General features: G+C 74.1%; 20 protein-coding genes. 13 read left to right on the top strand and 7 right to left on the bottom strand.

Going from position 1 to position 23,464, the window contains the following annotated elements; translation table 11 throughout:
• Positions 1–188: 188 nt before the first annotated feature.
• Positions 189–1,334 (top strand): SUKH-4 family immunity protein, encoded by a 1,146-nt coding sequence (locus ACZ3TI_RS15865; RefSeq protein ID WP_465726773.1) that lies wholly within the window; start codon positions 189–191, stop codon positions 1,332–1,334.
• A gap of 318 nt (positions 1,335–1,652) precedes the next feature.
• Here ACZ3TI_RS15865 and ACZ3TI_RS15860 read toward each other — a convergent pair whose 3' ends face one another.
• Positions 1,653–1,853, bottom strand: coding sequence for a hypothetical protein (locus tag ACZ3TI_RS15860; protein WP_465726772.1), 201 nt, complete (start codon positions 1,851–1,853; stop codon positions 1,653–1,655).
• A gap of 119 nt (positions 1,854–1,972) precedes the next feature.
• On the opposite strand from ACZ3TI_RS15860, the gene ACZ3TI_RS15855 reads away from it, so the two are divergent.
• The 3 genes from ACZ3TI_RS15855 to ACZ3TI_RS15845 all read left to right on the top strand — a co-directional run bounded on the left by ACZ3TI_RS15855 (position 1,973) and on the right by ACZ3TI_RS15845 (position 4,012).
• The gene (locus tag ACZ3TI_RS15855) at positions 1,973–2,410 is read left to right on the top strand and encodes a DUF2332 family protein (RefSeq protein WP_465726771.1); all 438 of its coding nucleotides are present in this window, start codon (positions 1,973–1,975) and stop codon (positions 2,408–2,410) included.
• Positions 2,411–2,492: 82 nt separating this feature from the next.
• Positions 2,493–3,062 carry a DUF2332 family protein gene (locus tag ACZ3TI_RS15850; RefSeq protein WP_465726770.1) on the top strand — a complete coding sequence of 190 codons (570 nt, stop codon included), beginning with the start codon at positions 2,493–2,495 and terminating at the stop codon, positions 3,060–3,062.
• Between the two features lie 191 nt (positions 3,063–3,253).
• Positions 3,254–4,012 carry a MerR family transcriptional regulator gene (locus tag ACZ3TI_RS15845; protein WP_465726769.1) on the top strand — a complete coding sequence of 253 codons (759 nt, stop codon included), beginning with the start codon at positions 3,254–3,256 and terminating at the stop codon, positions 4,010–4,012.
• Between the two features lie 193 nt (positions 4,013–4,205).
• On the opposite strand, the gene ACZ3TI_RS15840 is transcribed toward ACZ3TI_RS15845, so the two are convergent.
• A complete protein-coding gene (locus ACZ3TI_RS15840; RefSeq protein ID WP_465726768.1) occupies positions 4,206–6,599 on the bottom strand; it encodes an FtsX-like permease family protein in 2,394 nt (797 codons plus the stop codon).
• Positions 6,600–6,711: 112 nt separating this feature from the next.
• Positions 6,712–7,425, bottom strand: coding sequence for an ABC transporter ATP-binding protein (locus ACZ3TI_RS15835; protein ID WP_465726767.1), 714 nt, complete (start codon positions 7,423–7,425; stop codon positions 6,712–6,714).
• A gap of 401 nt (positions 7,426–7,826) precedes the next feature.
• Here ACZ3TI_RS15835 and ACZ3TI_RS15830 point away from each other — a divergent pair, with 401 nt between their 5' ends.
• The 4 genes from ACZ3TI_RS15830 (at position 7,827) to ACZ3TI_RS15815 (ending at position 12,454) form a co-directional block, all read left to right on the top strand.
• On the top strand, positions 7,827–9,227 hold the full coding sequence (locus tag ACZ3TI_RS15830; protein ID WP_465726766.1) for a sensor histidine kinase: 1,401 nt from the start codon (positions 7,827–7,829) through the stop codon (positions 9,225–9,227).
• Positions 9,179–9,826 carry a response regulator transcription factor gene (locus ACZ3TI_RS15825; protein ID WP_465726765.1) on the top strand — a complete coding sequence of 216 codons (648 nt, stop codon included), beginning with the start codon at positions 9,179–9,181 and terminating at the stop codon, positions 9,824–9,826. Before ACZ3TI_RS15830 ends, ACZ3TI_RS15825 begins: the two co-directional genes overlap by 49 nt.
• A gap of 344 nt (positions 9,827–10,170) precedes the next feature.
• Complete coding sequence (locus ACZ3TI_RS15820; RefSeq protein WP_465726764.1) at positions 10,171–11,214, top strand: isopenicillin N synthase family dioxygenase; 1,044 nt, start codon at positions 10,171–10,173, stop codon at positions 11,212–11,214.
• Between the two features lie 490 nt (positions 11,215–11,704).
• Positions 11,705–12,454, top strand: a complete 750-nt coding sequence (locus ACZ3TI_RS15815; RefSeq protein ID WP_465726763.1) for a MerR family transcriptional regulator — start codon at positions 11,705–11,707, stop codon at positions 12,452–12,454.
• A 90-nt stretch (positions 12,455–12,544) separates the two neighbouring features.
• Here the strand turns inward: ACZ3TI_RS15815 and ACZ3TI_RS15810 are convergent, their stop codons facing one another.
• From ACZ3TI_RS15810 to ACZ3TI_RS15795, 4 genes are all read right to left on the bottom strand, one after another.
• Positions 12,545–14,779, bottom strand: coding sequence for a 3-hydroxyacyl-CoA dehydrogenase NAD-binding domain-containing protein (locus ACZ3TI_RS15810; RefSeq protein WP_465726762.1), 2,235 nt, complete (start codon positions 14,777–14,779; stop codon positions 12,545–12,547).
• A gap of 32 nt (positions 14,780–14,811) precedes the next feature.
• Positions 14,812–16,026, bottom strand: a complete 1,215-nt coding sequence (locus ACZ3TI_RS15805; RefSeq protein WP_465726761.1) for an acetyl-CoA C-acetyltransferase — start codon at positions 16,024–16,026, stop codon at positions 14,812–14,814.
• 92 nt (positions 16,027–16,118) lie between these two features.
• The gene (locus ACZ3TI_RS15800; protein ID WP_465726760.1) at positions 16,119–17,261 is read right to left on the bottom strand and encodes an acyl-CoA dehydrogenase family protein; all 1,143 of its coding nucleotides are present in this window, start codon (positions 17,259–17,261) and stop codon (positions 16,119–16,121) included.
• Positions 17,262–17,263: 2 nt separating this feature from the next.
• Positions 17,264–18,451, bottom strand: a complete 1,188-nt coding sequence (locus tag ACZ3TI_RS15795) for a CaiB/BaiF CoA transferase family protein (RefSeq protein ID WP_465726840.1) — start codon at positions 18,449–18,451, stop codon at positions 17,264–17,266.
• Between the two features lie 265 nt (positions 18,452–18,716).
• Between ACZ3TI_RS15795 and ACZ3TI_RS15790 the strand changes: the two genes are divergently transcribed.
• From ACZ3TI_RS15790 to ACZ3TI_RS15770, 5 genes are all read left to right on the top strand, one after another.
• A complete protein-coding gene (locus ACZ3TI_RS15790; RefSeq protein WP_465726759.1) occupies positions 18,717–19,250 on the top strand; it encodes a GNAT family N-acetyltransferase in 534 nt (177 codons plus the stop codon).
• A gap of 88 nt (positions 19,251–19,338) precedes the next feature.
• On the top strand, positions 19,339–20,361 hold the full coding sequence (locus ACZ3TI_RS15785; RefSeq protein WP_465726758.1) for a hypothetical protein: 1,023 nt from the start codon (positions 19,339–19,341) through the stop codon (positions 20,359–20,361).
• Positions 20,358–21,629 (top strand): sensor histidine kinase, encoded by a 1,272-nt coding sequence (locus ACZ3TI_RS15780; protein ID WP_465726757.1) that lies wholly within the window; start codon positions 20,358–20,360, stop codon positions 21,627–21,629. Before ACZ3TI_RS15785 ends, ACZ3TI_RS15780 begins: the two co-directional genes overlap by 4 nt.
• A 76-nt stretch (positions 21,630–21,705) precedes the next feature.
• Entirely contained in the window at positions 21,706–22,395 is a 690-nt protein-coding gene (locus ACZ3TI_RS15775; RefSeq protein ID WP_465726756.1) for a response regulator transcription factor, read from the top strand.
• Positions 22,396–22,548: 153 nt separating this feature from the next.
• Positions 22,549–23,199, top strand: a complete 651-nt coding sequence (locus ACZ3TI_RS15770) for a Pr6Pr family membrane protein (protein WP_465726755.1) — start codon at positions 22,549–22,551, stop codon at positions 23,197–23,199.
• Positions 23,200–23,464 lie beyond the last annotated feature (265 nt).

The following is a 23,464-nucleotide window of genomic DNA, read 5'->3' as shown; positions in this document are numbered from 1 at the left end:
GGCCAGGGACACGGCGATGCCGGGCTGGAGCACGGCGATGCCGGACCCGGGCGACGACACCGAACTCCCGCCCACCACCCACACCCCCACCTCCTCCCCCCGCCGAACCCGCGCGGCGATGTCCTGCCGGGCCGCTAGGGTCTGGGGACAGGGCCGGGGAAGGGCGGGGATATGTGGGGTGTGAGCAGGTGACGGGTTCGCCGGTTGGGGTGGTGCACGCGGGGAGCCGGGAGTTCCTGGCGCGGGAGGGCTTGCCGGCTGCGGGAGCCTTCCTGGAGTTCGGGGTGCTGCGGCCGTTCCCGGCGGACGCGGGGCGGCTGTTCCCGGCGGACGCGGGGCGGCTGTTCGTCCTCGGGGAGACGGATTACTGCGCGCCGTTCGCCGCCGTCGGCAACCTGGTGCTGCTGGACGGGGCGACCGGTGAGGTGTTCCTGGACAACGGCGGCCCGCGCCGGGATCCGCTGGCCTCCGACCTGGCCTCGCTGGCCGGGCTGGTGCGGGAGGTGGAGGCCGTCGCCGAGGCCGCCCGGCGGCCGGAGGCCCTGGAGGGGCGGCGCGGTCCGACGGTGGTGGCGGAGGTCATGGCGCGGTCCGAACGGCGGATGCGGGAGATCGATCCCGCCCTGTTCGCGGACGGCTCCACGCCGCCCGCGCACTGGGGCACCGCGCTGCTGATACACGCGCTGGGCTGGGGCGCGCTGCCGGGCGGTCCGGACGGTCCCGCGTACGAGGTCGGTCCGGAGCTGGTGGCGGAGCTCGCGGCCCTGACGGACGAGGACGACGGCCCCGGCCGGGTGCACCGGTTCCGACCCGAGTGCCTGCCCGCCGCGCTGGTGCACGAGCCGACCCGGCAGCTGCTGACCGAGGTCGGACTGCCCTTGGGCGGGGCGATGTTCGGGATGTGCGAGGAGCCGCTGGTCACCCTGGGCGAGGCCTACCCGGAGTACTTCGACGGCGAGGAGGATCGCCCGTACCAGCGGGACTTCATCGCCCTCGGTGACTGGCCGACGGACCTCACGATCGCCCTCGACGGCGTCACCGGCCGGCTGGAGCTGCCGGACTGGTATGACGACGGCCAGCCCGAGGCCTACCTGAACCGCGACCTGTCCGCCCTGCTCTACGCCCTGTGGACGTACGAGCGGCTGCGCGCCGAGTGGGAGCGCTGGGACTACGGCCGGGGCCACGACACCTGGGCGGTGTTCGACCCGCAGTCGCTGCTGAGCACGGTGGTGGACCGGCTGGTGGAGGCCGTCGACCCGGAGGCCTTCGCCTCCCCCGGCTGTTCCTGGCGGCTGCTCGCCGAGGACGGGCACATGGGCGGCATGCTCGGGTGACGCCGCCCGGCCGGCGCGGGTGGGGTGACGCCGCCCGGCCCGGGTGGGGTGACGCCGCCTGCCGGAGTGCGGTCCGTGGACGGGAACCCGGTGGTCGGCAGTGCGCGGCGGGTGCGGACCGGCGAGAGGAACAGCGGCAGGAAGGCCGTCGTCAGGACGACTCCGCCGAGCCAGAGCGTGGGGCGCGGGCCAAGGAGTTCGCCGAGGAGTTCGCCGAGGAGTTCGCCGAGCAGCCTGGAGAGCGCGGAGCCGATCGCCGGCGCGCCGGTGAGCAGGAAGCGGAAGGTGGCGTTCATCCGGCCGAGCAGCGCGTCCGGGTCATCCGCCGGCGCAGGCGACCCCGAGGACGGTGACGGCGACCAGGCCGAGCGGGTCGGCGCCGGAGAGTGGGTTCGGCGGGCCGACAGTCGGGAGTGCGAGGGCGCTCAGCCCGGCGGCTGCGGTGAGCTGGGCTGCGGAGAGGGCGAGTGGGCCGGTGGCGCTGCCGTCCTGGTGTGCGCCCGTGAACGCCCGCGCCATGGAGGCGAAGGCGATCGCGTAGCAGGCCGCCGCGCCGAGACGGCCGGGGGCGGAACGGAGCAGACGTAGGCTGGGTCGATTCGATCATCCGCCTGGACATCCGGAAGGACATCCGAGAGGTGCACAGCGATACGGGGAACCTCTGCCGCGCGTTCGCGGAGCGGGAGGCTCGCGGCAACTCGGCGATCTACCAGGACCTGGACGAACATGTCGCCGAGGACGGCCGGTTGTGCGAGCTGCTGGACGGGCTGCCGAGCCTCAAGCGGCAGCCGAACCTGTTGTTCGGCGCCGTCCGCCACCTGGGCGGGCCGGTGACGGAGGGCTGGCCGGCCTTCCGCGACTGGGTGACGGCCCACTGGGACGAGGCGTCGGCGACCATGCTGGAGCGTCTGACGCAGACCAACGAGTCGGGTCGCTGCGCCACACTGCTGCCGCTGCTGGCCACGCTGCCGCAGCCGCTCGCGCTGATCGAGGTGGGGGCCTCGGCCGGGCTCTGCCTGTACCCGGACCGGTACCGCTACCGGTACCGGCGGGCGGGCGGGCGACGTCGACCGTAGGCGTAGTGCGGATGGCTCAGGCCATGCAGGCGGCTCAGGCCATGCAGGCGGCTCAGGCCATGCGGGCGGTGCGGGCATCCCGGTGGCCGAGTTCGGCGCTGCGGAGAGCCCGGTGACGCTGGACTGCGCGGTGAGTGGTCCGGTACCGCTCACCGCGGCCCTGCGGGAGCGGTTGCCGGAGGTGGTGTGGCGGGCCGGGATCGACCTCAACCCACTGGACGTCCGGGCCGAGGACGACATGCGCTGGCTGGAGTCGCTGGTCTGGCCGGAGCAGACCCACCGGCTGGACCGGCTGCGCGGCGCCGTCCGGGTCGCCCGGGCTGAACCGCCGCTGCTGGTGCGCGGCGATCTCAACGCGACGGTACGGGAGTTGGTGGCGCAGGTGCCGGCGGCGGCGACGCCGGTCGTGTTCCACAGCGCCGTCCTCGCGTACCTGCAGCCCGAGGGGCGGGAGGAGTTCGCGGCGACCATGCGTGAGCTGCCCGGGCACTGGATCTCCAACGAGGCGGTCTCCGTGCTGCCGACCGTCGCCCGGCGCCTGCCCCGCCCGGCCCCGGCCGGATCCGGGCTGTTCGCCCTCGCCCTGGACGAACGGCCGGTGGCCTTCACCGGGCCGCACGGGCAGTCCCTGGACTGGTTCGCCGAGGCGTAGCCGCCGGGGCAGCGGCAGGTGGGCCCGGACGGGCGGCCCCGAACGGACGGGCCCGGGCAGACAGGCTCCGCCGGTGGGTCGGAGTTCGGGCTTGAAGCTGCCGCAGCGGCAGCTTCTACCGTCGTGGCCAGGGCCGGAGGAACCGGCCCCGGTACGACGAACGTGGGGACTCGGAAGCGAGGGAGGCGGCCATGGCCTGGCCGATTGCGGAGGTCGCCCGGATGTCCGGGGTGACCGCCCGGACGCTGCGGCACTACGACGAGATCGGGCTGCTGCCACCGGCCGGGATCGGCTCCAACGGCCGCCGCTACTACGAGGAGCGGCAGTTGCTGCAGTTGCAGCAGATCCTCGTGCTGCGGGCGCTGGGCGTGGGGCTGACCGAGATCGCCCGGATCCTGGGCGACCAGGTGGACGAGCTCGACGCCCTGCGGGGCCACTACCGGCAACTGGTCGCCGAGCGCGACCGGTTGGACGCCCTGGCCGCCACCGTTTCCCGCACGATCGCCGACCTGGAACGCTCCCGGAAGGACGGCACGCCCATGACCATCAACCGCCCCGAGAACCTGTTCGAGGGCATCCAGCCCGCCGATGTCGACGCGAGCCTGCGCGACTTCCCGGAGCACGCCGAGGCGGCCCGGCAGGCGACCGCCGCGATGAGCCCGGACGAGGTCGAGGCCGGGCAGCGCGAGCGGACCGCGCGCATGATCCGCCTGGCCGAGCTGATGGCGGGCGGCCTCCCAGCCGGCGCCGAGCCCGTCCAGAGCGTGATCGACGAGGAGTACCGGCTGCTCGGCACCATCCGGTCCGTCCCGGTGGAGGAGTACCTCGCGATCGCGCGCTCCTGCACCGAGAACGAGCAGTGGAGCGCCGTGTACGAGGCCATCGCCCCGGGCCTGGCCGCGTACCAGCGAGCCGCCATGGAGGCGTACGCAGCGGCACGGCTGTCCTGACGGACGCCGGTTGCCGGGTACCGGCTGACGGCTGACGGCTGACGGCTGACGGCTGACGGCGACCGTTGCCGCAGGTCCCTGGCGTCCGAGCCCTTGGCTTCTGCGCCGCTGGACGGGCCGCTCCCGCGCGGGGAGGGGCGGCCCCGTCCACCGGCCTGCCGAGGGCGGCTCCGGCAGGGCCCCTCCCCTGCCGTCACTCCGTCCGCAGTGCGGTGGCCGTCCTGGTCCGGGCCGCCCAGGTGGCCGGTAGAACGGCGCCGAGCAGGGCCAGGACCAGGCCGCCGAGTATCAGCGGACCCACCACCGCCGGGTCGAACACACCGAGATCCGCGTCGGGCACCCCGATTCCGGCGGCGCGGGCCATCGCGGGCATCACCTGGTGGTGCACCGCGATCCCGATCGGCACCCCGATCAGCCCGGCCACCAGACCGCTGCCGCAGACCGAGGTGAGCACCATGCCGACGGTCTGCCGGGGCGACATCCCGAGCGCCTTGAGCACCCCGAGGTCGTGCACCCGCTCCCGGGTGTCCAGCAGCACCGTGTTGAGCACCCCGAGCCCCGCGACCACGGTGAGCAGCAGCGTGAGCGTCCCCGCCAGGGTGTTCATCGCCAGCATCACGATGTTGATCTGCTGCTCCCCCAGCTCGGCGCTCAACCCGAGGGGCTGGACCACGCGGTCGAGCGCGTCGGCGTACGCCTTCGCGTCGGTGCCGGGGGTGAGGTCGATGTGGAAGGAGATCGCCTCGGCGGCCACGGCGCCGCCGATCGGGGCCAGTGCGGCCCGGTCCAGGAAGACGACGTCGCTCGTGGCCAGGACCTCACCGGTGATCTTCGCCGGGGTGGTGCGCCCGTGGTCGGTGAGGGTCACGGTGTCGCCGACCTTCGCCTGGTTGGCACGGAGATAGGCGGTGCCCACCACAACCTCGCCGGGGCCGCTGAACCAGCGACCGGAGACCAGCTGGTAGCCGCTCCACGAGGCGTCGCCGCTGAATGCGACCACCTCGGAGCGGCCGGTGTTCCCGGCCACGGCCGCCGGTGTCGGGGCGCTGCTGTACCAGGCGCGGGTGCCCTGGCCGGCGCCGATCGCCTGGGCCACGGCCGTCTCGTCCAGGTGCTCGGCCGGCCTGGTGGTGCCCTCGATCGGGACCTGGACCATGACCTTGCTCGTGCGCCCGGCCTCCAGGCCGTCCTGGAGCAGGCCGAGCGAGAGCGTCAGACCGACGCAGAGGGTGACCCCGGCCGTACCGAGCACCACCGCGGCCCCCGTGGTCGCCGAGCGGCCCGGCCGGTTGAGCGGGCTCGCCAGGCCGAGGCTCAGCGAGCGCGGCACCGGCAGTCGACCGATGCCGTTCCGCACCCTCGCGAGGAGGCCCGCCGCCCCGCCCCGGCCCTGGGCACCCCGGCCGGCGGCCTGCCTGGCGCCCGGCGCCGTCCGGCCGACCGCGAGCGCCTCCACCGTGCGCAGCCGCCCGGCCCGCAGCGCCGGCACCAGCGCGGTGCCCGTCACGGCGGCCAGCGCCACCGCCGGAACGGCGAGGTCCACCCAGAGCGGGATGCCGAGCAGACCTCCCCGCAGCGCCTTGCGGGCGATGCCGAGGACCGGTACGGAGAGCAGGTTGCCGCCGAGCACCCCGAGCGCCGTGCCGATCCCGGCGGGGATCAGCGCCTGGCCGACGTAGGCGCGCGCCACCTGGGCCGGGGTGAAGCCCAGGGACTTGAGGATGCCGATCCGCCGGGTGGCGGCGGTGACGGCGCCGCTGACCACGACGCCGATGATCAGCACCGACATGGCCAGGCCGAGCACCCCGAAGGCCGTGACGAACGGGACGAAGGTCGAGGCCGTCCGGTCGGCCTCCGCCTGGGCGGGTCGGTAGGACGTCGCTCTGGTGAGCGCACCGGCCGGCACCGCGGCGGCGAGCGCGGCGTGGTCGGCCTCCACCTCGGCGTCGGTGCCGGCCCGGGCGAAGCGGTAGAGGTACTGGACGGCGGGCGTCGTGCCGGGCGCGGTCAACCCGGCGACCTGCTCGGGGGCGATCCAGCCGTCCGCGCTCCAGGAGACGGAGGCCGCCAGGCCGACCACCTTGAGCGTCGGGTGCCCGGGCAGGTCCGGGAACCGCATGCTGTCGCCGACGGCCAGCGGCGAGTGGCCGTCCAGGAACACCACCTCGCCGGGGCCCGCGACCCAGCGGCCCATGGTGATCCGCAGGCCGTCCATCGGACCGTCCTGGGCCCGGCCTACCAGCGTCATCGGCGGGAGCAGGCTGTCGGGCGGCGGGAGCTCGGTGTCCTCGCCCGAACGCGGCTGGACGGTGACCGCCGGGTACGGGCCGGCCGAGGCCGTCACACCGGGCGCGTGGGCGGCCGCGGCGAGCTGGGCGGGGCTCGCCCTGTCCGGGTCGTACAGCGCGTTGAGGTGCGCGCCGTGCTGGTCGGCGAAGGAGCGCTGGTACGGGCCCTGGGCGGCGACCAGCAGCCCGACCGCGAGGATGCACGCCGTCACGGACATCATCGTGGTGAGCACGATGACCAGGGTCTGGACCCGCTTGCGGCCCACCCCGGCCCGGACCACCTTGCCGAGGGCACTCATGCGTCCACCTCCTCTCGCTCGACAGGGGCGTTCGCACGCCGCCGGTGTCTTCCCGGGCCCCGCTCGCTCCACGTGCTCCACCCGTTCCGCCTGCTCTGCTTGCTCCGCTCGCTCACCGCGTGCCCCCGGGGGCCGCCACGGCCGCGGTGTCCCGGACCAGTCGGCCGTCCAGCAGCTCGATCGTCCGGTCGGCGCAGGCCTCGGCGAGCGTGGTGTCATGGGTGACCAGCAGCACCGTCTGGCCCTCCGCGTTGAGCCCGCGCAGCAGGTCGCGGACGTCGGCGGCCGAGGCGGTGTCCAGCGCCCCGGTGGGTTCGTCGGCCAGCAACACCGGCGGGCGGTTCATCAACGCCCGGGCCACCGCGACCCGTTGGCGCTCGCCGCCGGAGAGGCGACCGGGGAAGGCCCTGGCGTGCCGGGCCACACCCAGCCGTTCCAGCAGCTCTCCGGCCCGGGCGCGGGCCTGCTCCCGCCGCACCCCGGCGAGCTGGGCCGGGAGCAGCACGTTGTCCTCGACGTTCAGGTCGTCCAGCAGGTTGAAGAACTGGAACACCATGCCGATCCGCCGCCGCCGGTACTCGGCCAGCGCGGCCTCGCCGAGCTCGTGGACGGCCACGCCGTCCACCTCCACCGCGCCCTCGCTCGGGCGGTCGAGGCCGGCGATCAGGTTCAGCAGGGTGGACTTGCCGCTGCCCGAGCGGCCGAGCACCGCCAGCGCCTCGCCGGCCCGTACCTCCAGGTCGAGCCCGGCCAGGGCGGGGATAGCGGCGTCGGACCGGTCGTACGTCTTGCTGACGCCGCGGATCCGGATGATCGGCGCGTTCACGGGCCCTCCACGGTTCGGGGATCCGGCTCCGGGAGGACCCGGACCGGCTGACGGGACATCACGCTACGAACCGGCGCAGGGGTGGTGACAGCCGTCTAAGCGGCGTCTGCGAGGTGTATCCAGATACACCCCGAACTGGGTGTTCAGGCCTAGAGCACCGGCCGTCGCTGCGGGGCAGACTGAGCCTGCGAAAGATCGGAACCGGGGCCCGCAGGGGCTCCGGGGCCACGGGCTTCGAGGCCCCCGACAGGGGCTCCGGGACGGCGAGGGGGCGCCTCATGGGTGCGGAAACGAGTACGGACGTGCGTGCGGCAGTGCGTACTGAGGGTCCTGCGGAAACGCGTGCAAACGCGTGGACGGGAGCGGCGGGTCGGGTCGCCCGGCGGGTGGGCCGGGCCTGCGTGGACGGCGTGCGCGCCTGGTACGTGGTGACACTGGCCGTGACGGGTCTGATCTCCCTGCTGGCCGGGCCGATCCTGCTGGTCGCCGCGCTGTTCGGCCCGGACGAGGCCGGGCCGTTCGGGCCGGGCGGCCCGTTCTTCCTCCTGCCGCCGCTGGGGCCGGTCGCCCTCTGGGCGCTGTGCTGGGCCACCGGCGGTGGTGGCCGGGCGGTCGGGGCCGCCCTGTTCGCGCCGGGCGCGCTCGCGGTGACGGCGACGCACCTGTACGGCGGCGCCGCGCCCGGCGGCCGGTCGGGCTCGCTCTGGTTGGCACCCTCGCTGCTGGTGCTCGGGTTGTTCGGCGCGCGCTGGATCGCGACGGAGAGCAGGCGGACGGTCGGGAAGTGGAGCGGGCGGCCGGTCCCGGTGCCGTACCGGCGCCCGGCCGGCGCCGCCGGTCCCTGGCAGCGGCTGCGGGCCGGCGGCTGGCTGACCGACCCGGCGACCTGGCGGGACTCGGCCTGGGCCCTGCTCACCGGCTTCGTGGTGCTGCTCACCGCGGCGATCGTCCTGTTCACCCCGATCGCTCTGGAGGTCTTCGGTCGGAACGGCTCGTTCTTCCCGCTGGGCATGGTCTACGGGATGGGTCTGTGCGCCGCCCCGGCGGCCGCCCTGTGGGCCGCCCCGCCGGTGCTGCGGATCCACGAGAAGGCCGCCCGGACTCTGCTCGGGCCCTCCCGGCAGGCCCGACTCGCCCACCAGGTCAGCCACCTGACTCGGACCAGGGCGGACACCATCGACGCCGGGGCCGCCGAGCTGCGCCGGATCGAGCGGGACCTCCACGACGGAGCGCAGGCCCGACTGGTGGCCCTCGGCATGCTGCTGACCGTCGCCGAGCAGCTCAAGGACGACCCGGACGCCCTGGGCCCGCTGCTCGCCGAGGCCCGGGCGTCCTCGGTGAAGGCACTGGCCGAGCTGCGGGACCTGGTCCGCGGTATCCACCCCCCGGTGCTCGCCGACCGCGGGCTCGCCGACGCGGTACAGGCGACCGCACTGGACCTGCCGCTGCCGGTCACCTTCGCCGCTGCCCTGCCCGGCCGGGCACCGGCCCCGGTGGAGTCGGCCGCCTACTTCGCGGTCACCGAACTGCTGGCCAACGTGGTGAAGCACGCCGGTGCCTCGCACGTGTGGATCGAGATAGGGCACAGTGACGGGCTGCTGCGGATATCGGTCACCGACGACGGGCGCGGAGGCGCCGACCCGTCCCGGGGCACCGGCCTCAGCGGAACCGAACGCCGACTGGCCGCCTTCGACGGGGTGCTGGCGATCAGCAGCCCGTCCGGTGGTCCGACCATCGTGAACCTGGAGATCCCGTGCGCGTTGTCATCGCCGAAGACCTCTTCCTCCTCCGGGACGGCCTGACCCGGCTGCTGGAGGCCAACGACATGAAGGTCACCGCGGCGGTCGAGACCGGCGACCAGCTGCTCGCCGCGGTGGCCGCCGACCGGCCGGACATCGCCGTGGTCGACGTCAGGCTGCCACCGAGCTTCACCGACGAGGGGTTGCGGGCAGCGCTGGCCGCCCGCCGGGCCCACCCGGGCCTGCCCGTCCTGGTGCTGTCGCAGTTCGTGGAGCAGCTGTACGCCCGTGAGCTGCTGGCCGGCAGCACCGGCGGGATCGGCTACCTGCTCAAGGACCGGGTGATGGACGGCACCCAGTTCATCGACGCCGTCCGGCGGGTCGCCCAGGGCGGTACCGCGATGGATCCGGAGGTGATCACCCGGCTGCTCACCCACAACTCCTCGGCCGGCCCGGTCTCCACCCTCTCCCCGCGCGAGCGGCAGGTGCTGGGGCTGATGGCGGAGGGCCGTTCCAACGCCGCCATCGCCCAGCAGCTGGTGATCACCGAACGGGCGGTCGCCAAGCACACCGCGTCGATCTTCGTCCGGCTCGACCTCCAGCCCTCCGACGACGACAACCGCCGGGTCCTGGCCGTCCTCGCCTACCTCAACAACTCCTGAAAGGAGCCGCCGATCGCCGCACGTGGGCAGCCGCCCGACCATCGCCTGAAGGACCACCGACAAGTGGCGAGTGACCCTCCGCTGCAGGGGGCTCGCCCGCCGCCGAACCGGTCATCTAGGCTGGTGACGTGCTCATCCTTGTTCGCCGCCGCCACGTGGACCTGCTCCGCGTGACCACCATGTCCTGTCGACGCTCCGGCTGAACCTCGCTCCAACCCCTCAGCGACGGCCCACCCGGCCGTCCCCCGCCTCCCGGCTCCCTGAGCACCCGCCGCACCAGGCGTTGCTCCGGCGCCCCGGTCACCACCGGGCCGGGCCGGGACGAGACCCAGCGGATGTCACACATGACGCAGCAGCACACGCCCATATCCGAAACCGGCACCGGCTCCACCCCCGCGGACGCCCTCCCGGTGATCGACCTCTCGCTCGCCGACGGTAGCCCGCAGGACCGCCGCCGCCTGCACGACGAACTCCGCGACGCCGCCACCGGCGTCGGCTTCTTCCAGCTCGTCGGCCACGGCGTCACCCCGGAGGAAACGGCCGCGCTCACCCAGGCCATGCGCGCCTTCTTCGCCCTCCCCGAAGCCGACCGGCTCGCCGTGAGCAACCTCAACTCCCCGCACTACCGGGGCTACACCCGCACCGGCGACGAGCGGACCGGCGGCAGCCAGGACTGGCGCGACCAGCTGGACATCGGCGCCGAGCTGCCCCCGCACGTCCCCGGCACCGGCGAGCCCCCGTACTGGTGGCTGGAGGGCCCCAACCAGTGGCCCGAGGCGCTCCCCGAGCTGCGCACCGCCGCGCTCGGCTGGATCGACCGCCTCGGTGCCGTCGCCCAGCGGCTGCTGCACGAACTCCTCACCGCGATCGGCGCCCGCCCCGACTTCTACGACGAGGCCTTCGCGGGCCACCCCCACCTGCGCCTGAAGCTGGTCCGCTACCCCGGCACCGCCCCTGACGGTGCCGGGCAGGGCGTCGGCGCCCACAAGGACTACGGCTTCATCACCCTGCTGCTCCAGGACACCGTGGGCGGTCTCCAGGTCGAGCGCGAGGACGGCACTTTCCTGGACGTCCCGCCGCTCGACGGCGCCTTCGTCGTCAACCTCGGCGAGCTGCTGGAGGTGGCCACCGACGGCTACCTCAAGGCCACCAGCCACCGCGTGGTCAGCCCGCCCGGAGCCCGCGAGCGCTACTCCGTCCCGTTCTTCTACAACCCGCGCCTCGACGCCCACATCGCACCACTGGACTTCCCGCTCGCCCACCACGCCCCCGGCGCCACCGAGGACCCGGACAACCCGCTCTTCGCCGACTTCGGCCTCAACGAGTGGAAGGGCTACACCCGAGCCCACCCCGAAGTCACCCGCCGCCACCACGCCGCCCTGGCCTGACCCCCAGGGCCGCCGGGAGCCCGGGGCCCCGGAGCGCAGACGGCCGGAGGCCAGGCCGCCGGCGCCCGGGTGGACCCGGTTCGGCCCCAACGAGCCGATGGGCTACACCCGGGCCCACCCCGAGCCCACAGCCCCCGCCCCCACGCCCCTGCCCCGAACCGGACTCCCCGGCCGAAGGGCAGGGGCGTCGGCGTAGCAGCCCACAGCGGGCTCCTCCTCCCCGCCCCCCTCAACCCGCACCCCTCCACCCGCACGCGCCCTGGCGACGCGGCCCGATACCCGACCACGACCACGACCACGACTGCCACCGCCACCGCCACCACCACCACCACCGCCACCGACCCGCGTGGCACACATCCCCCGACTCCCCAGGCCCACCACCGACTGCCCGCGCACGAGCCGCCCGCGCAGCCCACCGGTGGACCGGTGACGGCTGCACTGTCACACTGCTGCTGTCACAGCAGGAGTGTGCCGGTGCGGGAGGCAGCAGATGGGGGAGCGCGGCGCCGTGGTGGGCGGGGTGCGGCTGACGGTGGACGAGTTGGCGGCGCGGGCCGGGGTGACGGTGCGGACGGTGCGGTTCTACGGGACGAAGGGGCTGCTGCCGCCGCCGGAGCTGGGACCTCGCCGGGTGGGGTTGTACGGGGCGGCGCACCTGGACCGGCTGGAGCTGATCGAGGAGCTGCAGCGGCAGGGGCTGACGCTGGCGGCGATCGAGCGGTACATGGCGCGGCTGCCGGAGGACAGCACGCCGCTGGACCTGGCGATCCACCGGGCGCTGGTGGCGTCCTGGACACCCGAGGCCCTCGAAGAGCTGGGGCGAGCGCAGCTTGAGCGGCGGGCCGGGCGGGGGCTGTCGGAGGAGCAGGTCGAGCGGCTGGCGGCGATGGGGGCGCTGGAGCGGACCGACGACCCGGGGGTGTTCCGGGTCGATCCGGGCCTGCTGCCGCTCGGCGTACGGATCCTGGACGTGCCGATCCCGCTGGAGACGCTGCTCGCCGCCCGGGCAGTGGTGCTGGAGCACAGCCGGGCGACGGCACGGGAGTTGCAGCGGCTGTTCCGCGAGACGGTCTGGAAGCCGTACCGGGAGAGCGAGCCGGCGCCGGATGAGCTGGCCCGGATGAAGGCGCTGACGGACCACATCCAGCCGATGGTGGCGCAGGCCCTGGTCACGGCGTTCCAGCGCTCGCTCCGGGAGGAACTGGGCGAGGAGCTGGGCGAGGAGCTGGGCGGGGAGTAAGGGGGACGGGTGGGGCCGCGCCACGCACGGCCCCACCCGTCCCCCGCCCCCGACCGCCCGACCGCCGTCACCCCATACCGGCGACGAGGGTCAGTCCGTGAACGTCCGCCCCTCCGCCGCGATCCGCTCCAGCAGCGCCGGCGGTGCGAACCGCTCGCCGTACGCGGCGGCGAGTTCGCGGGCGCGGGCCGCGAAGCCGGCCGGGCCGCCCTCGTAGCCGTTGATGTACTGGAACACGCCGCCGGTCCAGGCCGGGAAGCCGATGCCGAGGATCGAGCCGACGTTGGCGTCGGCGACGGAGGTCAGCACGCCCTCCTCGAGGCAGCGCACCGAGTCCAGCGCCTCGCTGAACAGCATCCGCTCCTTGAGGTCCTCGAACGGCACCTCGGCGCCACCCGAAACGGAGCCCGAGCCGGGGCCCGAAACGGAGCCCGAGCCGGCACCCGAGGCACCACCGGACCCGGCGAAGTGCTCCAGCAGCCCCGGCCAGAGCCGCCCGCGCCTGCCGTCCTCGCCGTACTCGTAGAAGCCCGCGCCGCCGCTGCGCCCCGGGCGGCCGAACTCGTCGACCATCCGGTCGATCACGGCGTCCGCCGGGTGGGACGTCCAGGTGCCGCCGGCGGCCTCGACCGAGCGCCGGTACTCGTCGCGGATCTTGCGCGGCAGGGTGAGGGTGAGTTCGTCCATCAGGGAGAGCACCTTCGCGGGGTAGCCGGCCTGGGCGGCGGCCTGCTCGATGCTGGCCGGGTGGATGCCCTCGCCGACCATGGCGACGCCCTCGTTGAGGAACTGGCCGATGACCCGCGAGGTGAAGAAGCCGCGCGAGTCGTTGACCACGATCGGGGTCTTGTCGATCTGCCGGACCAGGTCGAAGGCGCGGGCGAGCGCCTCGTCGCCGGTCTGCGGGCCGCGGATGATCTCGACCAGCCGCATCTTGTCGACCGGCGAGAAGAAGTGCAGGCCGATGAAGTCGCCGGTGCGCTCGACGCCTTCGGCGAGCAGGCCGATCGGCAGGGTGGAGGTGTTGGAGCAGAGCAGCGCGTCGGGGGCGACGACGCCCTCGATCTCCTGGAACACCTTGTGCTTGAGCTCGGTGTTCTCGAAGACCGCCTCGATCACCGCGTCGCAGCCGGCCAGGTCGGCGGGGTCGCCGGTGGGGGTGATCCGGGCGAGCAGCTCGTCGCGCTTGGCCTCGGTGGAGCGGCCGCGCGCGACGGCCTTGTTCAGCAGCCCTTCCGAGTAGGCCTTTCCGCGTTCGGCGGCCTCGGTGCTCACGTCCTTGAGCACGACCTCGATGCCGGCCTTGGCGCAGGCGTAGGCGATGCCCGCGCCCATCATCCCGGCGCCGAGCACGGCGACCTTGCGGACCAGCCGCTTCTCGACCTCCTTGGGGCGCCCGGCACCGGAGTTGACGGCCTGCATGTCGAAGAACAGCGCCTGGATCATGTTCTTGCTGGTCTGGCCGCAGGCGAGCTCGGTGAAGTAGCGGGCCTCGATCGCCATCGCGGTGTCGACGTCCACCTGGGCGCTCTCCACCGCGGCGGCCAGGATGTTGCGCGGGGCCGGGTAGGGCGCGCCGTTCAGCTGCTTGCGCAGGTTGGCGGGGAAGGCGGGCAGGTTGGCGGCGAAGGCCGGGTTCGACGGGGTGCCGCCGGGGATCTTGTGGCCCTTGACGTCCCAGGGCTGGACGGCGGTCGGGTTGGCCTCGATCCAGGCGCGCGCCCGGGAGGTCAGCTCGTCCGGGGTGTCCACCACTTCGTGCACCAGTCCGTGCTCCAGCGCCTGCGCCGGGCGGTACTGGCGGCCCTGCAGCAGGAACTTCAGCAGGGCATCGGTGATGCCGAACAGCCGCACCGTGCGGACCACTCCGCCGCCGCCGGGCAGCAGGCCGAGGGTGACCTCGGGCAGGCCGATCCGGCTCGCCGGGGTGTCCAGCGCGATCCGGTGGTGGCAGGCGAGGGCGATCTCCAGGCCGCCGCCGAGCGCGCTGCCGTTGACGGCGGCGACGACCGGCTTGCCGAGGGTCTCCAGCGTGCGCAGCGAGCGCTTGATCCGCATGGACTTCTCGAAGACGGCCTCGGCGTCCTCGGGGCGGGCGGCGGAGAGCATCCGAAGGTCTCCCCCGGCGAAGAAGGTCTTCTTGCCGGAGGTGATCACGACGCCGCGCAGCGAGTCGCCGAGTTCGGCCAGCCGCCCGACCACGGTCTCGAAGTCGGCGGTGAAGGCCTCGTTCATGGTGTTGACGGACTGGGTGGGGTCGTCGAGGACGAGGGTGACCACGCCGTCCTGGTCCTGCTCCCAGCGGATGGTGGTGGTGTCGCTCATGGGTTCACGGTCTCCAGATCGCGGGGAGGGGGTCAGACGCGCTCGACGATGGTGGCGATGCCCATGCCGCCGCCCACGCAGAGGGTGATCAGGCCGTAGCGCAGGTCGCGCCGCTCCAGCTCGTCGATGACGGTGCCGAGCAGCATCGCGCCGGTGGCGCCGAGGGGGTGGCCGAGGGCGATCGCGCCGCCGTTGACGTTCACCTGGTCGGGGCGGAAGCCGAGTTCGCGGATGAAGCGGAGCGCGACGGCCGCGAAGGCCTCGTTGATCTCGACCAGGTCGATGTCGGCGGCGGTGAGCCCGGCCTTGGCGAGCGCCTTGCGGGTGGCCGGGGCGGGGCCGGTGAGCATGATGGTCGGCTCGGAGCCGGAGACGGCGGCGGAGACGATCCGGGCGCGCGGGCGCAGCCCGTACCGCTCGCCGATCTCGCGGTTGCCGATGGCGACGAGGGCGGCGCCGTCCACGATGCCGGAGGAGTTGCCCGCGTGGTGGACGTGGTCGATGGCCTCCACCCAGTGGTACTTCTGCAGCGCGACGGCGTCGAAGCCGCCGGCCTCGCCGATCTGGGCGAAGGAGGGCTTGAGGCCGGCCAGGGTCTCGACGGTGGTGCCGGGGCGGATGAACTCGTCGCGCTCCAGCACGACCAGGCCGTTGCGGTCGCGCACCGGGACCACCGAGCGGTCGAACAGGCCGTCCGCCTGGGCCTTGGCGGCGCGGGCCTGGGACTCGGCGGCGAAGGCGTCCACGTCGGTGCGGGACAGGCCCTCGATGGTGGCGATCAGGTCGGCGCCGATGCCCTGCGGGACGAAGTTGGTCTCGTACGCGGTCATCGGGTCGGCGAACCAGGCGCCGCCGTCGGAGGCCATCTTCACCCGGGACATCGACTCCACGCCGCCGGCCAGGATCAGGTCCTCCCAGCCCGAACGGACCTTGGCGGCAGCCAGGTTGACGGCTTCCAGGCCGGAGGCGCAGAAGCGGTTCTCCTGGACGCCGGCGACGGTGTCGGGCAGGCCGGCCGCGACAGCGGCGATCCGGGCGATGTCGGAGCCCTGGTCGCCGATCGGGCTGACCACGCCGAGCACGATGTCGTCGATCGCCGCCGGGTCCAACTCCGGGAATCGGCGGCGCAGTTCGTGGATCAGGCCGACGACCAGGTCGATCGGCTTGGTGCCGTGCAGCGAGCCGTTGGCCTTGCCCCGGCCGCGCGGGGTGCGGATCGCGTCGTAGACGTACGCTTCGGTGGTCACGATGGGAATGCCTTTCGGGGCGGGGGGCTTGGCTTGGCGGAGGTTCAGCCGAGGATTCGGCGGAGCGGCCGGCCGAGGATCCGGCGGAGCGGTCAGCCGAGGATGGAGCGGCCCACGATCTCCTTCATGATCTCGGTGGTACCGCCGTAGATGGTCTGGATGCGGCCGTCGGTGAACGCCCGGGCGACCGGGAACTCGCTCATGTAGCCGTAGCCGCCGTGCAGTTGGAGGCACCGGTCGGCGGTGCGCTTCTGCAGTTCGGTGGCCCACCACTTGGCCATCGAGGCGTCGGCCGGGGTGAGCGCGTAGCGGTTGTGCTCGGTGATGCAGCGGTCGACGAAGGCCCGGGTGACGGCGCACTCGGTGGCGAGTTCGGCGATCTCGAAGCGGACGTGCTGCAGCTTGGCGAGCGGCCGGCCGAAGGCCTCGCGCTGCTTGACGTAGTCGGTGGTGATCTCGACCAGGTACTCGGCGCCGGCGATCGCCGCGGCCGCGATGGTGAGCCGCTCCTGGGCAAGGTTCTGCATCAGGTGGACGAAGCCGCCGTTGAGCTCGCCGATCAGGTTCTCCTTCGGCACCCGGACGTCCTCGAAGAACAACTCGGCGGTGTCCTGGGCCTTCTGGCCGATCTTGTCGAGGTTGCGGCCGCGCTCGAAGCCGGGCGTGCCGCGCTCGACGGCCAGCAGGCTCAGCCCGTGCGCGCCGCCCTCGGGGGTGGTGCGGGCGACCACGATGACCAGGTCGGCGAGGATGCCGTTGGAGATGAAGGTCTTGGCGCCGTTGAGCAGGAAGTGGTCGCCCCGGTCGACCGCCTGGGTGCGGATGCCCTGCAGGTCGGAGCCGGTGCCGGGCTCGGTCATCGCGATCGCGGTGATCAGCTCGCCGGAGCAGAAGCCGGGCAGCCAGCGGCGCTTCTGCTCCTCGGTGGCGAGCGAGGTCAGATAGGGGCCGATGATGTCGTTGTGCAGGCCGATCGCCAGCCCGGAGGCCCCGGCCCGGGCGAACTCCTCGGCCAGCACGGCGGCGTAGCGGAAGTCCGGGGTGCCGCCACCGCCGTACTCCTCGGGGACGGCGAGGCCGAGCAGGCCTTGGCGGCCCGCCGCGATCCAGGCGGAGCGGTCGACGATGCCGGCCTTCTCCCAGCGGTCGTAGTGCGGCAGCACCTCCTTGGCGAGGAAGGCCCGCACGGTGGCCCGGAAGTCGTCGTGCTGCTCGGTGAAGATCTCGCGCTGCAACGCTACTCTCCTTGCTCTGACGCGGAGTTGTGTGCCACGGGCCTGCCCGCCGCGGACCCGGCCGCCACGGGGTCACCCGCAGTGGGCTCGTCCGCCGCGGAGCCGAGGGAAGGGACGTCCCAGTCCCGGGCCACCTCGGCGGTGTCCGCGCCCGGCCGGGCCGGCGGGCGGCGCAGCGCGCCGGGCGTGGCGGAGAACCGGGGGGCGGGGGCGGGCTGGGTGACGCCGTCCGCCTCGACGTACGTGGCGCGCGCCGACAGGTGTTCGTCCGCAGCCGCCTGCCGCATCGTCAGCACCGGTTCCACGCAGGCGTCGGAGCCCGCGAAGACGGCTTCCCACGCGGCCCTGGTCCGGGTGGCGAAGCGGGCGGCGATCAGGGCGCGCAGTTCGGGCCAGCGGGCGAGGTCGTACTGGCCGGGCGCGTCCGGGCCGAGCTCCAGCAGCCGGGCGAACTCGGCGTAGAAGCGCGGCTCCAGCGCGCCGACGGCCAGGTGCCCGCCGTCGGACGTCCGGTAGACGGCGTAGAACGGGGCGCCGCCGTCCAGCAGGTTGACGCCCCGGCGGTCCTGCCAGTGGCCGGCCGCGAGCAGACCCCACAGCATGCTGCCGAGGTGCGCCGCGCCGTCCACGATCGCGGCGTCCACCACCTGGCCCGCACCGGTGGCCCGGGCGTGGTGCAGCCCGGCGAGCAGGCCGACGACGAGGTAGAGCGAGCCGCCCGCGTAGTCGCCGAGCAGGTTGGCCGGGATCCCGGGCGCCTCGTCGGCGCCCCCCGGTGCCGCGACCAGCCCCAACACCCCGGCGACCGCCGCGTACCCGAGGTCGTGCCCGGCGGTCGCGGCCCGCGGGCCCTGCTGCCCCCACCCGGTCATCCGCCCGTACACCAGTGCCGGATTGCGCGCCAGGCACGCCTCTGGACCGACCCCGAGCCGCTCCGCGACGCCCGGCCGGTAGCCCTCGATCAGCAGGTCGGCCCGTTCGACCAGGTCCAGCACCAGCCCGGGCCCCTCGGGCGACTTCAGGTCGACCAGCACCGAGCGCTTGTTGCGGTTGCTGAGGTCGTACGCCGGATCGGGCCCGAGCGGCGACGGCTCCGGCCGGTCCACCCGCACCACGTCCGCCCCGAGGTCCCCCAGCAGCATCGCCGCGAACGGCCCCGGTCCGATCCCGGCGAGCTCCACCACCCGCACACCCGCCAACGGCCCGCAGGCCGAAGAAGCCGGGCCGCCACCGTCCGGTGGACTGCTTGTGTCACGCACTGGCCGCAGAACCCTTCGGGGTTTGACAGTAAAGCTGTAACACTCGGGATGATAGGCAAGCGACCCGCCGGTAACAAGACCTCGACACCGGTCCGCCCCGACGCCGGGGGGCGCGGTCGGGAAAATGTCCGGGCGCCCGTCGACGTAATGACCTAACCTACGATCCGGCCATTACGACAGACAACGGGGATCCATCATGACCACTGCCCAGCACACCGCCCGCACGGTCGTCGCCGTCTCCGAGCGGCTGGTGCTCACGCGGCCGCAGGAGGGCGACGTCGAGGCGATGTTCGCCATTCACGGGGATCCGGAGACCAACCGGTACAACCCGAACGGTCCGCAGCGGGACCGCGCCGAGGCGCAGGCGGCGCTGGACGGGTTCGTGGCGGACTGGGTGCGGGACGGAATCGGGTACTGCGCCGTGTCGACCCGGGAGGAGCCCGAGGTGGTCATCGGGTACGCCGGGCTCTACCTGCACACGCTGGACGGGGAACGGGTGTTCAACCTCTACTACCGGTTCCGGCCGTCCGCCTGGGGCAAGGGGTACGCGGCGGAGGCGGCCCGGGCGGCGATGGCGGAGGGGCGGCCGCGGTTCCCCGGGATCCCCGTGGTGGCCCTGATCTGGGCCGACAACCTGCCCTCGCGCCGGCTCGCCGAGCGGCTCGGGCTGGTGGCGGACCCGGACGGGCGGGTCGACGAGGAGGACCGGCTGATCCACCGCATGGCCTGACGGCGGGCGGAGAAGATCCCCCGCCGGGGGGAGGGGGATCGCGCGCCGGGCGGAGGTGCCGGGGCGGGCCGCGGGCGACCGTGGGGGCATGCGAATCAACGGGAGTTCGGTACAGGCCGGAGCGGCCTGGACCGCGGTGGCCGTGACGGCGCCGTATCTGACGCTCAAGATGCTGTGGCTGACCGGCCACCCGGTGGGAACGGACGATCCCGCCGGGATGGACAAGCTGTGGCTGCTGAACCTGATCACCGTCGGGATGGACGCGATCGCCATCGCCCTGGCGCTGTCCTTCGCCCGGCCGTGGGGCCGGCGGGCGCCGGCCGGGCTGGTGGCCTTCCCGATGTGGGTGGCGACCGGCTTCCTCGGCACGATCCTGGTCGCGGTGCCGCTGTGGCTGCTCTCCCTGCTGCTGCTCGGGCCGGAGCAGCAGACGGATCAGAAGGGCGCCGGCGGGGTCGGCGGCTGGGTCTTCACCGTGGTGTACGGCGGGTTCATCGTGCAGGGCATCGCGATCATCACCGCCTTCGTGCCGTACGCCCGGCGCCGCTGGGCCGGGCTGCTGCGGGACCGGATCGGCGACCTGCCCCGCTCCGCGACGCTGACCGTGCAGCGCAGCCTCGCCGGCGTCGCCGCCCTGCTCGCCGTGGGAGTGGCGACGGGCCGGGCGTACTGGGCGCTCGGCGGCACCGCCGGACTGCCGCAGAAGATGGCGGAGGAACACAACCGGGGCATCGCCGTGATGGACGGGGTGTCCGCGGTGATGGCGGTGGCCGCCACGGCGGCGTTGCTGATGGTGGTGTTCCGCGTCCGGCCGCAGCGTCGGCTCATCGCACCGCTGGTGGTGACCTGGACGGCGGCCGGCTCGCTGTTCAGCTGGGGCAGCTGGCAGCTGGTGGCCTTCGGCTCGACGTCGACCCGGGTACCGGACCTGACGATGGCGGTGCCCGGGCTGCTCACCCTGGTGCAGGCGGCCCAGGTGGTGACCGGGGTCCTCATCCTGGCTGTGGGCTCGATCGCACTCACCGAGCGAGCGGCCCGGGTCGCACCGGCAGCCGGAGCGCCCGGACCGGCGGCCCGGACGGGCGCGACTGCCGTAGAGTCGCCCAGGTGATCACGGGGGTGGGCAGGCAACTGCGGCGTGCGGCGGGGGCGGTGCTCGGGCGGCGGGCCCGGCTGCGCTGGGTGCACCTGGTGCTGGGCGGGGCCCTGCTGATGCCGTACTGGATGCTGTCGGTGGTGCTGTTCGGGGCGCTCAACCCGGACCTGCCGCCCGCCCGCCAACTGCTGCTGTACCTCCTCTCGTTGTCGACCTCGCTGCCGATGGCCGCCGTCACCGCGCTGGTGCCGACCGTGCGGGCGCTGGAGGGCGCGGCGGCGCGGGCGCTGTGCGTGGTGGCGCGGCCGGAGGAGCTGGCCACCCGGCCGGCCCGCTCGTGGGCGGCACGGCGGCGCACCGCGCTCTGGTACGTGCTGCACGTCCTCTTCGGCGGGGTGGTCGCCGGGATGACGCTGGCCGGGATGCCGTTCGCGGTGGTGCTGCTGTTCGGCTTCGCCGGGACCGAGGAGTTCGTCCGGATGTGGGAGAGGCACTTCCCCGGCTGGATGTTCACCGGCGTCACCCTCGGCCTCGCCGTCCTGCTCCTGATCGTCGGCACCAACGCGGTGTGCGGCGCCCTGCTCGCCCGCTGGGCGCCCGCCCTGCTCGGCCCGACCCCGGAGGAGCGGCTCGCCACCGCCGAGCGCCGGGCCACCGTCCTCGCCCAGCGCAACCGGCTGGCCCGCGAACTGCACGACTCGGTCGGGCACGCGCTCAGCGCGGTCGGCATCCAGGCCTCGGCGGCCGCCCGGGTGCTGCGCACCAACCCCGACTTCGCCGCCGAGGCGCTGCAGGCGATCGAGGAGACCGCGCGGGCGGCCGTCGCCGAACTGGACACCGTGCTCGGCCTGCTACGCGAGGAGGACCCGGACGCCGTCGGACCGGGCGGGCCCACCCTCGCCGGACTGGACGACCTGCTGCGCCAACTCGCCCGCACCGGGGTGACGGTGGACGCCGAACTGGACCCCGGCCTGGCCGGCCTGCCCGACCCGGTCTCCCGCGAGGCGTACCGGATCGTCCAGGAGGGCCTGACCAATGTGCTGCGGCACGCCGGTCCCGCCCCCGCCGGGCTGCGGGTCGGGCTGAGCGGGAGCCGGCTGGAGATCGAGCTGACCAACCCGCTGGGCCCCGCCCGTCCGAGCCGCCCCGGCGGCGGGCGCGGACTGCGCGGGATCGGGGAGCGCGCGACGGCCCTGCGTGGCGGCAGCACGGCGGGACCCAGCGCGGACGGGACGACGTGGCGGCTGGCCGTCTGGCTGCCGGTGGGAGGAACCGCACGGTGAACGACCGCACGGTGGACGACCGCACGGTGAACGACCGCACGGTGGACGAGGGAAACGGTATGACGGGGGAAACGGCATGACGAGCAGCACCGACGGACGCGGCGACGGCATCCGCGTGGTGATCGCGGACGACGAGCGGCTGGTGCGGATGGGCCTGCGGGTGGTGATCGACGCCGAGCCGGACCTCATCGTGGTCGGTGAGGCCGCCGACGGCGCCGAGGTCGTCCCGCTGGTGCGCGAACTGCGGCCCGACGTCGTGCTGATGGACGTCCGGATGCCCGGCATCAACGGGATCCGGGCCACCGAGCAGCTGGTCGGCACCATGGCCGAGCCGCCGCGGATCCTGGTGGTCACCACCTTCGAGCACGACGACCACGTGTACGACGCGCTGCGCGCCGGCGCGGCCGGGTTCCTGCTGAAGCGGGCGCGGGCGGAGGAGATGGTGCAGGCGGTGCGGCTGGTCGCACGCGGGGACTCGCTGCTCTTCCCGGCGGCCGTCCGCGAACTCGCGCTGCGCCACGGCGCGGACCGCCGCCGGGAGGCCGCGGTCGCCCGCAGGCCGATCGGGCGGCTGACCGAGCGGGAGGGGCAGGTGCTGCGGCTGATGGCCACCGGGCTCAACAACGGGGAGATCGCCGCGCGGCTGGTGGTGAGTCAGGAGACGGTGAAGACGCACGTCGGCAGCGTGCTCGCCAAGCTCGGCGCGCGGGACCGCACCCAGGCGGTCATCGCCGCGTACGAGTCGGGGTTCGTGCTGCCGGGCTGAGCACGGCAGGAGGCCTCGGAGGTTCCGGGAGTCGCACGCGGGGATTCCGGAGACGCACACGGGTTCCACCTCGTCGGTACCGGCGAGTAGAGTGCGAGTTTCCCCTGAACCGTCCGATACCTCCCGTATCGCCTGGAACGAACTGGTGGCCGCATGACAGTCCGGACCCGCCCCGCGCTGTGGTGGCGCATGGGAATCGTGCTCTCGGCGGGCCTCGGCCTGACCCTCGGGACGGCACCGCTGGTGTACTTCACCGTGCAGAGCAACGTGATCGTGCTCGGCTACTTCATCGGAGCGGTGTACTGGATGAACCGGCGCGGCACCGTGGACGCGCCCGCGCCCCGGCTGCGCGGCGCCGCCACGCTGTACATCCTGATCACCGGGCTGGTCTCGCACGTCCTGCTGCAACACGGCGCCAACCCGCTGCCCGGGCTGGTCAGCGGGCCGGACAGGCTGGCGCACTGGTCGTCGTTCTTCCTGCACTACGTCACGCCGGTGATGGTGATCGTCGACTGGCTGGTGCTGAAGCCGCGCAACGCGGCCGCCTGGAAGGACATACCGCTCTGGCTCGCCTTCCCGCTCGGCTACGCGGCGATCGTGCTCGCCCGCAACGCGCTGTTCGACGACTACCCGACTCCCTACCCGTACTTCTTCTTCGACCCGACCACCAAGGGCTACGGCTACGTCTGGGGCCAGATCGCCCAGCTGACCGTCGAGTTCGTCCTGCTCGCCGCCCTCGTCGTCGGGCTGGACCGGCTCGGGACGCTGATCGCGGGCAGGCTGCGGCCCGCGCCCCAGGCGTAGGCGACCACGCCGGCGCGGCAGTCGCGGGCGGCGCGGGCGGCGCGGGCGGCGCAGGCGGCGCAGGCGGCGCAGGCGGCGCGGGCGGCGCGGGCGGCGCGGGCGGCGCGGGCGGCGCGGGCGGCGCGGGCGGCGCGGGCGGCGCGGGCGGCGCGGGCGGCGCGGGCGGCGCGGGCGGCGCGGGCGGCGCGGGCGGCGCGGGCGGCGCGGGCGGCGCGGGCGGCGCGGGCGGCGCGGGCGGCGCGGGCGGCGCGGGCGGCGCGGGCGG

This window comes from Kitasatospora sp. NPDC023120 (genome assembly GCF_055560835.1).
Note: the sequence above shows the minus strand (reverse complement) of the source record. Positions and strands in the feature narration are given on the sequence as shown.

Coding starts and splice junctions, on each gene's coding strand:
- ACZ3TI_RS15815 (WP_465726763.1), top strand. CDS start 11,705: ATGGGGGAGCGCGGCGCCGTGGTGGGCGGGGTGCGGCTGACGGTGGAC.
- ACZ3TI_RS15790 (WP_465726759.1), top strand. CDS start 18,717: ATGACCACTGCCCAGCACACCGCCCGCACGGTCGTCGCCGTCTCCGAG.
- ACZ3TI_RS15785 (WP_465726758.1), top strand. CDS start 19,339: ATGCGAATCAACGGGAGTTCGGTACAGGCCGGAGCGGCCTGGACCGCG.
- ACZ3TI_RS15860 (WP_465726772.1), bottom strand. CDS start 1,853: ATGGCGCGGGCGTTCACGGGCGCACACCAGGACGGCAGCGCCACCGGC.
- ACZ3TI_RS15820 (WP_465726764.1), top strand. CDS start 10,171: ATGACGCAGCAGCACACGCCCATATCCGAAACCGGCACCGGCTCCACC.
- ACZ3TI_RS15770 (WP_465726755.1), top strand. CDS start 22,549: ATGACAGTCCGGACCCGCCCCGCGCTGTGGTGGCGCATGGGAATCGTG.
- ACZ3TI_RS15845 (WP_465726769.1), top strand. CDS start 3,254: ATGGCCTGGCCGATTGCGGAGGTCGCCCGGATGTCCGGGGTGACCGCC.
- ACZ3TI_RS15775 (WP_465726756.1), top strand. CDS start 21,706: ATGACGAGCAGCACCGACGGACGCGGCGACGGCATCCGCGTGGTGATC.
- ACZ3TI_RS15810 (WP_465726762.1), bottom strand. CDS start 14,779: ATGAGCGACACCACCACCATCCGCTGGGAGCAGGACCAGGACGGCGTG.
- ACZ3TI_RS15840 (WP_465726768.1), bottom strand. CDS start 6,599: ATGAGTGCCCTCGGCAAGGTGGTCCGGGCCGGGGTGGGCCGCAAGCGG.